The 13279-nt window shown below is 45.9% G+C and carries 10 protein-coding genes; 3 read left to right on the forward strand and 7 right to left on the reverse strand.

Going from position 1 to position 13279, the window contains the following annotated elements; all coding sequences use genetic code 11:
• Positions 1-12: 12 nt before the first annotated feature.
• The 3 genes from VP504_RS22055 to VP504_RS22065 all read right to left on the reverse strand — a co-directional run bounded on the left by VP504_RS22055 (position 13) and on the right by VP504_RS22065 (position 1507).
• The gene (locus tag VP504_RS22055; RefSeq protein WP_325894200.1) at positions 13-840 is read right to left on the reverse strand and encodes an AraC family transcriptional regulator; all 828 of its coding nucleotides are present in this window, start codon (positions 838-840) and stop codon (positions 13-15) included.
• 98 nt (positions 841-938) lie between these two features.
• A complete protein-coding gene (locus VP504_RS22060) occupies positions 939-1283 on the reverse strand; it encodes a hypothetical protein (protein ID WP_325894202.1) in 345 nt (114 codons plus the stop codon).
• Complete coding sequence (locus VP504_RS22065) at positions 1283-1507, reverse strand: hypothetical protein (protein WP_325894204.1); 225 nt, start codon at positions 1505-1507, stop codon at positions 1283-1285. Before VP504_RS22065 ends, VP504_RS22060 begins: the two co-directional genes overlap by 1 nt.
• A gap of 681 nt (positions 1508-2188) precedes the next feature.
• Between VP504_RS22065 and VP504_RS22070 the strand changes: the two genes are divergently transcribed.
• From VP504_RS22070 to cqsA, 3 genes are all read left to right on the forward strand, one after another.
• Positions 2189-2818 carry a class II aldolase/adducin family protein gene (locus VP504_RS22070; RefSeq protein WP_325894206.1) on the forward strand — a complete coding sequence of 210 codons (630 nt, stop codon included), beginning with the start codon at positions 2189-2191 and terminating at the stop codon, positions 2816-2818.
• Positions 2819-3216: 398 nt separating this feature from the next.
• A complete protein-coding gene (locus VP504_RS22075) occupies positions 3217-4221 on the forward strand; it encodes an alpha/beta hydrolase (RefSeq protein ID WP_325894208.1) in 1005 nt (334 codons plus the stop codon).
• A 309-nt stretch (positions 4222-4530) separates the two neighbouring features.
• Entirely contained in the window at positions 4531-5715 is a 1185-nt protein-coding gene (gene cqsA / locus VP504_RS22080; protein WP_325894209.1) for an alpha-hydroxyketone-type quorum-sensing autoinducer synthase, read from the forward strand.
• A 47-nt stretch (positions 5716-5762) separates the two neighbouring features.
• On the opposite strand, the gene VP504_RS22085 is transcribed toward cqsA, so the two are convergent.
• The 4 genes from VP504_RS22085 to VP504_RS22100 all read right to left on the reverse strand — a co-directional run bounded on the left by VP504_RS22085 (position 5763) and on the right by VP504_RS22100 (position 13207).
• Entirely contained in the window at positions 5763-7820 is a 2058-nt protein-coding gene (locus VP504_RS22085; RefSeq protein ID WP_325894210.1) for an ATP-binding response regulator, read from the reverse strand.
• A gap of 612 nt (positions 7821-8432) precedes the next feature.
• Positions 8433-11297, reverse strand: a complete 2865-nt coding sequence (gene gcvP, locus VP504_RS22090; RefSeq protein WP_325894211.1) for an aminomethyl-transferring glycine dehydrogenase — start codon at positions 11295-11297, stop codon at positions 8433-8435.
• Positions 11298-11312: 15 nt separating this feature from the next.
• Positions 11313-11690 carry a glycine cleavage system protein GcvH gene (gene gcvH, locus VP504_RS22095; protein ID WP_325894212.1) on the reverse strand — a complete coding sequence of 126 codons (378 nt, stop codon included), beginning with the start codon at positions 11688-11690 and terminating at the stop codon, positions 11313-11315.
• 116 nt (positions 11691-11806) lie between these two features.
• The gene (locus VP504_RS22100) at positions 11807-13207 is read right to left on the reverse strand and encodes an L-serine ammonia-lyase (RefSeq protein ID WP_325894213.1); all 1401 of its coding nucleotides are present in this window, start codon (positions 13205-13207) and stop codon (positions 11807-11809) included.
• Positions 13208-13279 lie beyond the last annotated feature (72 nt).

Below are 13279 nucleotides of genomic sequence, written 5' to 3' on the forward strand. Positions count from 1 at the left end.
CAGAGAGGGAAGTTAGTCAGAGATTTGAAGCTGGTATTGCTTTGGCGTCATACCAAAGACGCGCTTGAACCTTCTATTGAAATGGCTACTGTCGGCAAAACCGAATTCCTGAGCGACATCGCTTGCGGGCTGTCCGCTTTCCAATGCTTTGCGAGAACCATTAATACGACAATTGATGACGTACTGGTGAGGTGTAATACCAAACTGCGCCCGAAACTGACGGATAAAGTGATACTTTGACATGTTGGCGACATCAGCAAGATCGTCAATGGCGATATCTCTAGCTAGGTTGTCCTGCACAAAATCTTTGGCGCGCGTTAGCAAGGTATCTCTGCGGTTTGTTGGCTTAGCTTCATCTAACATGCCAGCTAATGACACTAGAGTATGTGAGAGGTTAAAGAGTGCAGATTGCTGCTCAATACGATGGCAGGAGGGATCTTTAATCAGGCTGGAAAGGATCAACGCCTGATTGCGGAGTTTAACATCGTTGAGTAAGCAGCCTTTGATTCGTAGCGACGATGGTGCCTTCACGCTAAGCGCTTTGATTTGAGCTGTAATACTGTCTGGGTGGACATAGAGCATCAAATACTCGAGGTTTTGGTCTCCTCCCGAACTTCCATCATGAACATCTTCCGGATTGAATAGGATAACGCCGCCTTCAGGACTTTTATGGAAAGCGCTCTGACAGAAAAAATCCTGCCTGCCTTTAAGCGTCACACCAATAGAAAACTCTTCGTGGGCGTGTTTGTCGTAAGTGAAGTCGCTCATATTTGCGTCAAGCACAGCTACACCTTCAAGGTGCTCACTGTTTACAAACTGGAAGCGATTGTCTGTGTCCACGTCCGTTCCCTCATCCATCTCTTTAACATCTTTGCAAAATATAGAAGGGAGAGGAAACAAAAACTTGAACAAAATTGCGCGATTTTCTGTTTATCGCGCTATTCGGTGGGTATCACCATTTGGCGAATATGTTGACGAAGCTCTTTCGCGTTTGATTCTGTCAGCAAGAGATTGGCGAGAGAGATCATTGCGATGGCAAAGTAGGCACCTGACGAGAGAAATGATCCCAAGCTAAAGGAAGCGAAGGTCATAAACGAAAAGAGGCCAATCAAGCAAAGTTGACCCAGTTGGTTGTAATTGATGGCGAGGATCCCTGTGACGGGATCGTTTTCGATGTTGACGGGCAAGGTACTCCATCCCCATTTCACACGCACCTTGCCGTCTTTCAATACTGCGTTAAAGCCGTTTTCCCTTAGATGCTGGCTGAGTTTGTCTAAATCCACTAAATGCCACCGATACTGTCAGTGTGTCCAAATGTAGAACCACAACAATCGCATTGCTGATAAGAACTACCAAGCATCATATCCATAGAGTTTGAAAGAATTATCGTTGCACGCCGAAACAAAGTCGCATCCGGTTCAGCTTTTCTTGGCTCAAGTTGCACCAGTGTGTGGGCAGTCATTTTCCCGCAATCACTGCAGTAAAGTTTGTTCTCTTGTTCTGCCATAAGCACCATCCTTAGTCGTTTTCACTCCAAAAACCAGTGAAAATACCATTCACACTTCATATCAGACTACTTCAGCCTGATTGGTGAAATGAAGACGGACGGGCAAAAATGTGAAACCATTCGAAGTATTGAACTCGACATGTCGACTTTTTAGGCAAATTGCCAGCTCTGTTGGTGATAAGGATCGTCCTGACTAGGATCCGAATATCACTGTTCATTAAAAGATCAATCATTAACCAACTCTGCGGTGTTAAAAATCATGAAGCATGTATATACAGAAAAGAAAACTGCACTCGAAGGTGAGAATAAAGAAGAATATTTAACGATAAAGGGGGTATAAATGTTGATAGAAGTCTCAATAATAAAATAAATCCGGTTCAGATCGCATTTTATCTTGCGCGATCCTTAAATTGATAAAAAATATCAATGTATGGCAGGAGATAATTAAAAATAAATTCAGCCATAAAAAATGTATCACTGCCTACAAAAAGAAAATGGATCATTTCTTGACAGTGGCTTGGATCCTTTCTTTATATGATTCAAGAAAAAGGATCTTAATATGGGTGGAGTGTATTGTTCGGCGATCAGGAATTAGATCCTTCGAGAAGCTATCAACTTCCTGAACGTGTAGTAAATGAAAACGCAATGGTACACAGAAAGCGACTTTGTTGGAGATGTGGAATGTTTGGGCAAAGCGATCTACGAAATAAACTCGTTAATTACGGTCGTAAACTCTTTTTACAAGGGCATGATACACGACAAAGCGGTAACCTGTCGGCACAGATGGAAGATGGTACTGTAGTAATTACCACCAACGGACTAAAAATGGGTAGGCTAGAGAGTGATCACTTCTCTGTCGTTTCATTGAGCGGAGAACTGATATCTGGCGACTTACCGAATTGGGAATTTGAGCATCATTTGGATATCTATAATGCAAACCCGAAGCATAAAGCTATTTTTACGATCACACCAAGGCATATTTCAAAATTAGTTACCGAGGAAAACCTCAATGTAGAAAATGTATTACCGGCACTTTCTCCCATTGTAGCGATGAGAACGACCACACTTCCTAGAATTCCATTATTTAGATCTTCTGGATCTTGTTTCCTGGCAGAAATGGCCAAAAGTCATCACGCGGTATTGATTGCGAATATCGGATTGGTGGTGATGGGAGAAGATCTTGAAGATGCACTGTGTAATGTTGAAGAGTTGGAAGAAACAGCTGCGCTGAGAATGCAAGCTGCAAACGACAACTTCCGTTATTTGAGTAATGAAGAAATTGCGGAAATAAATGCGGTTTTTGCGCACTGATATGCTTCCCACCAATAAAGAATACTATTAAGAAGCTGGCATTGACGCTAGCTTCTTTGCTTTTGGAATATATCCAAACTCGCTAAATTCTGCATCTTCAGGTTATTTGGGTATATGAACGACCTGAAGATGCTCGCATTGATCGCCTCCCTTCGCTTTCGTTAATGGCTCTGTACCCTCTGTTGCTTCTTTTTGATGGAGATAACTACACCTGCAAGGGAACGCCACGATCAGAATGCCAGTCAATCTCGCTGAATCCTGCATCTTCAGGTTATTTTGCCACAGTAAAAAAGAAGTAGACATCACAATTGATAGTGTTACCGATTTAGGGAGGTTTACACTAAAAAATAGTGACTTAAGATGAAATGTAGGACTTGTCCATTATACAGGAGCCATACATGTCAACTGACTATCAGCTTGCAGATAAACCGATTCCAGCTCCACGAGGCACACTCGAGCAATTTAGTTTTCATTCTCCTTCATTGAAAAATAATATGGCAGATGAAAATGCCAATAGGGAGATCATTGTGTACCTTCCTGCCTGCTACTACGCGGATTCAAACAAAGCCTTTCCGGTTATTTACGTGTTACATGGCTACGAGGGTGAGCCTAATTCCTGGTTCGATGAGGAATTGAATGAAGAAGCCGGCCTCGACGATATATTGGATGAGTTGATAGACGAGGGAGATCTCGAAGCCTCCATTGTTGTCGCTGTAGATGGCCGTAGCTCACTGAATGGATCCTGGTACATTAATTCTCCCGTGTCAGGCAACTTTCTTGACTACCTGACAGTGGATGTCGTAAAGGAAATCGATATTCGCTTCCGGACCCAGCCGGGAAAAATGGCTATCTTTGGTCATTCAATGGGTGGCTTTGGAGCTATGCTGGCCGCGATGGAAAATCCAACTTTGTATCGTACGTGCGTTGGGCTAAGTCCTGCTGGGATGATGATGAAAAGGCATGATTATCAACAACATGCTGATTTCTTTCAGGAAGAATTGAACAAGCTCATAAATGGTGGGGAACCAGAATGGTTTATCTATGCATATCTGACTATCATTCGTGCTGTTGCACCGGATACTGAAAACCCGCTGCTCTATATCTCCAAAGATATTGATGAAATTGTCGCAGCTTTGGAGAAATTCCAGCTATCTGACATTGCCATGAGACAAGCTGACCGGATCCGCGACTTACCCATCTATACCGAGATTGGTGACAACGAGGGCGATTCTGTCGGTGAGCCGATTTTGGACAACTTCAACGCCATGATAGAGACGTTTGAGGAGCTTGAGCTAAACGTCACATCATACGTTTTCATTGGTGGGCACACCGATAAAGTGATTGAACAGGTATATCGGGGGCTGAGGTATATTGGAGGAGTATTTCAGGAGAGCAAAATATAAAATTTTTTTAATATCTCATTTAAACTGATAATGGCGCACTTTTTCTCATGCGCCTTTTCATGCAATGCCTATTATTTTATACATGCCATTTCATGAATTAATTGTGAAAATTCGCAAACTTAAAAATTATCGCAGGTCACGTCTCATTCATAATCAGCCATATATTGAGGCACAAAAAGAAGCCAGCCACTTTTCACAGACGGCTCTTTAGTTTGCTTTGAGTAAAACAAGCGACTTACACCCCTTCGCTTTTGTATGAAAAATAAACGCCGACTTCGGCATTTTTCTTTAACAAGAAGAGGCTTGGCTATGAATAATCAATCAACTATTACAAAAACACTCCCTTCTTTTATAGAAACACGTCTCAATTCGTTTTTGCGCGATATGACAGAGCCTTATGAAAATTCGCGGCCGCTACCAGTCAGTAGTCGGCCGGGACAAGGAGCTGTCGTGATGCAAAGTAACGATTACTTATCACTGAGCCTGAATGACTCTATTCAATCAGCGCATCTGAATGCGATTGCGGCATCTAAGGAAAACGTCGTGATGTCAGCAGTATTTCTTCAGGATGAAGACCACAAACCCGATTTTGAAAGTAGGTTGGCTGAGTTTGTTGGCATGGATGGTTGCGTGTTGTCGCAATCGGGCTGGGCGGCAAATATTGGTTTGCTGCAAACTATTTGCGAACCGGGAACACGGGTTTATATCGACTTCTTTGCGCACATGTCGCTTTTGGAGGGAGCTCGTATTGCGGGTGCGAAGATTATTCCTTTTCTACACAATAGCGTGAGCAATCTTAAGCGCCAAATTAAAAAAAATGGCCCAGGTATAATCCTGGTCGACTCGGTATACAGCACTATCGGTACGGTTGCTCCTCTTCCCTCTATTTGTGATGTGGCTGAGGAATTTGGCTGTGCGTTAGTGGTTGATGAATCTCATTCTTTGGGAACTCATGGCCCCGGTGGCTCAGGATTAATTAATGAGATGGGTGTGCGTGACAGGGTAGATTTTGTTACAACAAGCCTTGCGAAAGCATTTGCCTACCGGGCAGGGGCTGTATTGGGACCGGATAAACTTATCACGACAATGCCTTTTGTATCTTTCCCTGCTATTTTTAGTTCCACTGTGTTGCCGCAAGAAGTTGCGCGCTTAGATGTGACTTTAGACGTAATAAAAAATGCTGATGAAAGGCGAAGGCGGCTGTTTGAAGTCTCTGACTCTCTCCGTCATGGTCTTCAAAACATTGGATTTAACATTCGCAGCGATTCTCAAATCATTTCGCTGGAATGCGGGGATGAACAAAACACAGAGCAGGTCCGCGACTTCTTGGAAGCGAATGGAGTTTTTGGGGCGGTATTCTGTGCGCCTGCTACACCCAAGAATAAAGCTATCATCCGGTTTTCTCTCAGTGCTGATATGAGTAACCAAGAGGTCGATCAGGTACTGACAGTGTGTCAGGCGGCTTACGATAATCCGAAGTTGAACTTCTATTGATTAAGGGTGCTCTAAACAGGTCTCAGAAAGCTCCTGATGGTGCTTTTTCAGGTCAGCCAATTAGAGATTTTGTTCCGCAGCTTGTCTTGATCAGAAGGCTTAATGATAAAGTCAGACATACCAGAGCTGATGATTTTGTCCAGAGTTGGTTTTGAATTGTCACCAGTATGCGCGATGATCGGAATATTGGAATACTTCTCTTGTGAATCCCGGATTTTCCGTGACGTTTCCAAACCATCCATCACTGGCATTTCAATATCCATCAGGATCAAATCTATGCTTTGCTGATCATCGTCAAGGGTTTGTAGCGCGCTATTTCCGTTTGGACATTGAATGACCTTAAAACCCTGCTTTTCCAAAAGGATTGAGGTAAATTGCCGTAAGGTTTCGCTGTCATCGACTACCATAATGGTTTGTTGTGTAGCGCTGTTATTAGTTGAGGGTTGCCGTTTTGTAGCAATTTCAACCGTCTCAAAAAATAACTGTTCAATCAAAGCGGGTGTGTTGATTCGCCAAACCAGTGTCTCAATCCAGGCTGGTTGGTAAACCGAATGGGAGGGATGGAGTTCGGCGGAACCATTATGAAGATAAACCACTTGTGCTCTGGTAAATGAAAGGAGTGGTTCAATATGACTCAACACATCACCATTGGCTTTGACGCTTTCTAAATCAACAATAATCACATCATATTCGAATTCAAAATCGCGTTTTTGCAGTGCCTGTAACACGTTGATAGTTTCAAGCTTAAAGCCCACGTCTTTGCTGATTTTGGAGGTGCGTGCGATCAGATCGACTTCATCGGTAATGACCAGCATAGATTTAAGCTTGATTAGCTTATGCTTGATGACGTCAACGAGCGGGGACTCAATGCTGGGGAAGGTGAGGGTAAAGGCAGTCCATTCACCCAGCTTGGAGTCACAGGTGATTTCACCGCCAAACGAACGCATGACTTTACGACAAAAGGGAAGGCCTAAGCCGTAATTACCTGTTCTTCCCGTGGTATAAAAGTCTTCAAAGATGATCTCAAGAATTTCCCGGGGAATACCCTGACCGTTGTCCCGTACGACAATCCGATTTTCGTATTGGTCATTTTCCAAAAGGACATTAATCGTGAAGCTTTCGCTGCCACGGTGATGGAAGGCATTTTTAAATAGATTGTAGATAACGTATTTCAGGAGTGTATCGCTGCCTAAAAATTTGAAATCATTCGACCTAAGCAACGAAATTGCAGTTTTGTCAGACACACTTTTATACCCAAAACTGTCTACTGCATGCTTTAATACGTCTAGTGCACTGTGTTTCTTGAATGTTGAACGGGACACGCGGCTTTCATCAATGGAGGTCAGCAGTAGGTCAATGGTTTCGTTTCCGGCACGAATAATATTCATCGCATCATTGCTAACTTCACGCAACAACCTTACGTCTTCCTTAGAAAGCTGATACACCTTTTCGTTGTTCGATGGATCTGGGATAGTTGCTCGAATCAAATCAATGGTAGAGCAAAGGCCGCTCAATGGATTGCGCATTTCATGGGCGATGCCTGCACCGAAGACTTTTGCTATAGAGACCTTGGTTTCGTGTTCTTGTTGGTTACGGAAAAAGAAAATATTGCCGAATAAATAGATGAAGAGGAATACGGGCATGTAGTAGGTCCAGTCCATCGAAAACTCAAGGTGATAGCCTCGGGTCGCCCAAGCACAAACCATTGCCATGCTTAAGCCTAAAAGCGTTTGAGCAAACATCACCCAGGTAATATGCACCAGTAGGATGTGGAGGAATATCGCTGCCATAAACGATAACAACCAGACTGTTGACCAGTCATTCATCAAGAGCATGTAGAAAAAGAAAAACGGCAAGACGACAGTAATGGCAATTTGATAAAACCAATGCATATATTCTTGTAATGGTTGCTTCATGCGTTTTCGTATCAGAACAACAATGAAGAACAGGCAGCAGAAAAGCCTCAAAGAGAGATTCTCGTATGCTTGAGGGAGAAAGTAAGTCCAGACAAAATAATACAGGGGAAATCCAATTAGCCCCATCCAGCCAACCAATGTCAGATTGGGCTCAGCGTACTGATAAACCTTGCGAAACGCTGCTTCCATGCTTTTGATAGATAATGTCCTAGTCGAAACGTTTTTCCTCCGCCAGCATTATTATTTTTCAATATAGGAACGATTCCTTCAAACTCTGATAGATAAAGCTGAATGGAAATTTAGTTAGCTCACCTGCTGGCTTTGTACATCCTATAAACCCCGAGCTTGGTGCATATGTGAGCAAGGTATTGATGCAAAGATAATATCTTCTCTGCCATCACTTCCATCTAAACAACGAGTTTCTAAGACAAGTTAGATGCTATAGCGACCCTTTGAAGAAACTGTATACAATGGTCAGTCATTGGGGTGTCTTATTAATTGTACAAGTCTCGTTTTTTTAAAAAGATAATGATTTGACTTTAAATCTCTAAAATATTGTACAGTTAACTATTAGATGCTTTAGAAATAACAAAAAGTGAAAAACGTCGAATAAAAACCGTTTTCTTGTGGAATATATAGAGTTTCCCTTGCACCATCAGAAAGGGACAACAAAGAGCAAGGCGTCAGTCCACTCGACCGAAGGGAGGCCATCAATGCGAAAATCTTCAGGTTGTTTGGGTATAAAAAGAAAAAGCGAACCGGGTGGCTCGCTTTTCGCTATCAAAGCTGAAATTGCGAAGATCAGTCTTCCATATAGCTTTCGATGCTCGGGCAAGAACAAATCAGGTTACGGTCACCGTAGACGTTATCGACACGGTTCGCGGTTGGCCAGTACTTCGCATCTTTCGATTGTGCGCTTGGGAAGCAAGCCAACTCACGGCTGTAAGGGCGTTCCCAATCGGCAGCCATCAGGTCATTCTGAGTGTGTGGTGCGTTAACCAGCGGATTGTTCTCCAGCGGCCATTCACCATCCTGCACTTTAGCTATCTCTTCGCGAATCGCGATCATCGCGTCACAGAAACGGTCCAGCTCAGCTTTGTCTTCACTTTCTGTTGGCTCAATCATCAGTGTGCCAGCAACCGGGAAGGACATCGTTGGCGCGTGGAAACCGAAGTCCATCAGACGCTTCGCAATATCTTCCTCAGAGATGCCAGACGCATCTTTGATTGGACGAATGTCGATAATACATTCGTGCGCGATGCGACCGTGAGTACCGCGGTACAAAACTGGGTAGTAAGGACGCAGGCGCTCCATCACATAGTTTGCACTCAGGATGGCAACCTTAGTCGCTTCCGTCAGGCCTTGCTCTCCCATCATGGCAACGTATGCCCATGAAATTGGCAGAATAGAAGCACTACCGATCTGCGCAGCAGAAACCGCGTAATTAGTACCTTCAACCACATGACCTGGCAGGAATGGCGCAAGGTGTGACTTCACACCAATTGGTCCCATGCCTGGCCCACCACCACCGTGTGGAATACAGAAAGTTTTGTGGAGATTCAGGTGGGAAACATCTGAACCGATGAACCCTGGGCTGGTGAGACCAACCTGTGCGTTCATGTTCGCACCGTCGAGGTAAACCTGACCACCGGCTTCATGAACCAGTTCGCACACTTCCTGAACCGCTTCTTCATAAACGCCATGCGTCGAAGGGTAGGTGACCATGATGCAAGACAGGTTGTTGCGGTGTTTTTCGATTTTCGCTTTCAAATCGTCAACGTCAATATTGCCGTCATCATCACAGCCTACAACCACAACTTTCATGGAAACCATCGCAGCAGATGCCGGGTTAGTCCCGTGTGCAGAGCTTGGGATCAGACACACATTACGGTGAGCTTCACCACGGCTTTTGTGGTAGCGCTGGATCGCAATCAGACCTGCGTATTCACCCTGTGCGCCAGAGTTCGGCTGCAGAGACATCGCATCGTAACCTGTGATTTCACACAGCATCTTGCTCAGGGAGTCCGCCAGTTCACCATAACCTAGTGCCTGGTCAGCTGGCACGAATGGGTGCAAAGCACCGAACTCTGGCCAGGTCACAGGGATCATTTCCGCCGCCGCATTCAGCTTCATCGTACAACTGCCGAGCGGGATCATACCGTGGGTCAGGGAGAAGTCTTTGTTTTCCAGCTTCTTCATGTAACGCATCAACTGGGTTTCACTCTGGTGAGTGTTGAACACAGTGTGCGTCAGGTAATCACTGGTACGGCGGCACGCTTCTGGGATCGCGGCGTATTCGTCTGCTTCTACAGAAGAGGCGTATTGTGCCACATCAGTTTCGTCTGTCAGTGCAGCAACCAGTGCGTTCACTTCTTCCAGTGTGGTGGTTTCGTCAAAGCTCACGCCCAACTGACCATCAAGTTTACGAAGGTTATAACCTGCGTCCTGTGCTTTTTGGAACAGCACATCGGTTTGATCGCCGGTGTTCAGCGTGATGGTATCGAAGAAGTCATGGAATGCCAGCGCAATGCCTGCGTGGTTAAACGCCGCGGCCGCTAGTGCCGTCAAGTGATGCACACGACGACCGATTTTTTTCAGACCCTTAGGACCATGGTAGACCGCATAGAAGGCAGCCATATTCGCCAACAGTGCCTGTGCAGTACAGATGTTTGAGGTCGCTTTTTCGCGGCGGATATGCTGCTCGCGCGTCTGCATCGCCATTCGGAGCGCTTGGTTGCCTTTCGAGTCGATAGACACACCAATCACACGGCCAGGCATCGTGCGCTTCAGTTTGTCTCGTGTTGCCATGAATGCAGCGTGTGGACCACCAAAGCCCATTGGTACGCCGAATCGTTGTGCTGAGCCAATAACGACATCTGCGCCCATCTCTCCCGGTGCTTTCAGTAGGGTGAGGGAGAGCAGGTCAGCAGCAACAGTCACCAGCGTTTTGTTCGCTTGTGCCGCAGCAATAAGGCCTGTCAGATCGCGTACTTGACCTGTTGTGCCAGGATATTGCAGCAGAGCTCCGAATACATCGTGTTGTGGTAGGTTATCCGCGGAATCGACAACCACATCAAAGCCCATAAAGCCTGCGCGCGTATTAATTACGTCCAGAGTTTGAGGGTGAACGTCGTCTGCAACGAAGAAGGTGTTGCTTTTGCTCTTACCGCCACGCTTACACAGCGTCATGGCTTCTGCAGCAGCAGTGGCTTCATCAAGCAATGATGCGTTGGCCAGTTCCATGCCGGTTAGGTCCATCACCATTTGCTGGAAGTTCAGCAGTGATTCGAGGCGACCCTGAGAAATCTCTGGTTGGTATGGCGTATAGGCCGTGTACCAACCTGGGTTTTCCAACATATTACGGAGGATTGGGTTTGGCGTATAAGTACCGTAGTAACCCTGACCGATAAAGCTGCGCTTGATGACGTTTCTGCTCGCAATGCCTTTCAGTTTACTTAGCATGTCCACTTCACTCAGTGGTGCATCCAAATCCATAGGTTGTGGCAGACGGATAGCTGCTGGCACAGTTTCTTCAACAAGGTGATCAAGGCTGGTAGCTTTCACTGTGTTTAACATCGCTTGCTGGTCGGATTCGCGCGGCCCGTTATGACGGGTGGCAAATTCGTTGTCAGCCTGCAGTTGATCAAGTAAGCGTGATTCTGTCATGACCTTCGTCCTGAATTAGTCTTCGATAGTTGCTTGATAAGCTTCTGCGTTCATCAGATGATCAAGGTTACTGTCTTCTGCGAGCTTTATTTTCGCAATCCATCCGCCTTCAAAAGGGGCTTCATTAACCAGTTCTGGGCTGTCTTCCAGTTCTTCGTTAACTTCTACTACTTCACCGTTTACCGGGCCGTAAATATCTGATGCTGCTTTTACAGATTCTACGAGTGAAAAGCCTTCACCGATTTCAACTTCGGTGCCAATTTCTGGTAGGTCAACGAATACGACGTCCCCTAGCAGCTGTTGTGCGTGGTCAGAAATACCAACAGTCACTGTACCGTTACCATTGTCTTTAACCCACTCGTGGCTCTCAGCAAATTTCAATGTTGCATCCATTTTTACTTCTCCGTGTGAAACGAGTTAAGTCTTCGCTGCGGTATGCAGCATAAAAAATTGAACGGGCCGGGGGCTTCTCCGAACCCGTCTAATATTCCTTTCAGGCAAGCATTCTCTCAGCAGGCGACAACGTTAATGGCGATTGCGTTGGTTGCCAGTCCACCTTGGGAGGTCTCCTTGTACTTGCTCATCATGTCGAGTCCTGTTTCGTGCATGGTCTTAATCACGCTGTCCAGCGAAACGTGGTGCTCTCCATCACCATTGAGCGCGAGTCTGGTGGCGTTAATCGCCTTCACCGCACCCATGGTATTTCTTTCAATACAGGGGACTTGAACTAGACCATTGATAGGGTCACATGTCAGTCCCAAATTGTGTTCCATGCCGATTTCCGCCGCATTTTCAATTTGTGCAGAGGTTGCACCCATTGCGGCAGCTAGGCCTCCGGCGGCCATCGAACAGGCAACGCCTATTTCACCCTGACAACCGACTTCTGCTGCTGAAATGGACGCGTTGGTCTTGTATAAAGAACCGATTGCTGCAGCGGCGGCTAAGAAAGTTCTGATGCCTTCTGCGTTGTTGGGTGATACAAATTTATTGTAATAAGCTAACACCGCTGGAATAACACCGGCTGCGCCGTTGGTTGGTGCCGTGACAACACGGCCTCCGGCAGCATTTTCTTCGTTCACGGCCATGGCAAACATGTTGACCCAGTCATTAGTGTCGACTGGCAGTCCGTCCAGGTCTTTTTTCCTGATGCAGTCGTGCAGCTTTTTCGCTCGGCGTTTGAGTTTCAACCCGCCGGGTAATACACCATCTTGCTCGATACCGCGCTCAATACAGGCGTTCATGACATGCCAGATAGCATCAATTTGTTCGTTGACGGTTTCCATGGTTGCTTTTTGGTCTTGCGCTTTTGCACGAGCAAGCTCATTGGCAAACATAATGTCAGCGATACTCTTTTTTTGTTTTTCACAATGTTCAAGCAATTCTACCGCGCTGTTAAAGGGAAACGGCGGAGCAAAATCTGACGCTAGGGCATCCGTTTCACCTTTCTCTACGACAAAACCTCCACCAACCGAGAAGTAGGTGCAACAAAGCAGTACTTCTTCGTGACCTCCCTTTGCTGTCAGTGTCATTCCGTTTGGATGCTCCGGCAGTACTTCGTCGAAGTGGAAGATAAGATCAGTATCCCAATCAAAGGGGACGAAGCGGTGTCCGTCCACTGGCAGTTCCTTGCTGCCTTTAACCATATTGGTCATGGTAGGGATATCATCTGGGTTAACGCTGTCAGGCCATTCGCCCATCAGCCCCATGACACACGCGACATCAGTCGCGTGACCCTTCCCTGTTAATGCCAGCGAGCCGTATAGCTCAACTGTCACGGATTCCACATTGTGGAGAATTGATTTATCGCGCAATTCTGCTGCAAATCTTGCGCTGGCGACCATCGGACCCACTGTGTGTGAGCTAGATGGACCAACACCAATTTTAAACAGGTCAAACATGCTATGACTCATTGCACGTCTCCTTGCCTTTTGTAGGTTACGCACCACCGTTCTTGGCTTGGGTGCCGGTTGATGACTATCCTG

This window comes from Grimontia sp. NTOU-MAR1 (assembly GCF_035758505.1).
Taxonomy (GTDB): Bacteria; Pseudomonadota; Gammaproteobacteria; order Enterobacterales; family Vibrionaceae; genus Enterovibrio; species Enterovibrio marinus.

Bases quoted from the DNA above. Each gene is read 5' to 3' on its own strand.
- VP504_RS22100 (WP_325894213.1), bottom strand. From the start codon at position 13,207: ATGAGTCATAGCATGTTTGACCTGTTTAAAATTGGTGTTGGTCCATCT.
- VP504_RS22085 (WP_325894210.1), bottom strand. From the start codon at position 7,820: ATGGAAGCAGCGTTTCGCAAGGTTTATCAGTACGCTGAGCCCAATCTG.
- cqsA (WP_325894209.1), top strand. From the start codon at position 4,531: ATGAATAATCAATCAACTATTACAAAAACACTCCCTTCTTTTATAGAA.
- gcvP (WP_325894211.1), bottom strand. From the start codon at position 11,297: ATGACAGAATCACGCTTACTTGATCAACTGCAGGCTGACAACGAATTT.
- VP504_RS22075 (WP_325894208.1), top strand. From the start codon at position 3,217: ATGTCAACTGACTATCAGCTTGCAGATAAACCGATTCCAGCTCCACGA.
- gcvH (WP_325894212.1), bottom strand. From the start codon at position 11,690: ATGGATGCAACATTGAAATTTGCTGAGAGCCACGAGTGGGTTAAAGAC.
- VP504_RS22070 (WP_325894206.1), top strand. From the start codon at position 2,189: ATGTTTGGGCAAAGCGATCTACGAAATAAACTCGTTAATTACGGTCGT.
- VP504_RS22065 (WP_325894204.1), bottom strand. From the start codon at position 1,507: ATGGCAGAACAAGAGAACAAACTTTACTGCAGTGATTGCGGGAAAATG.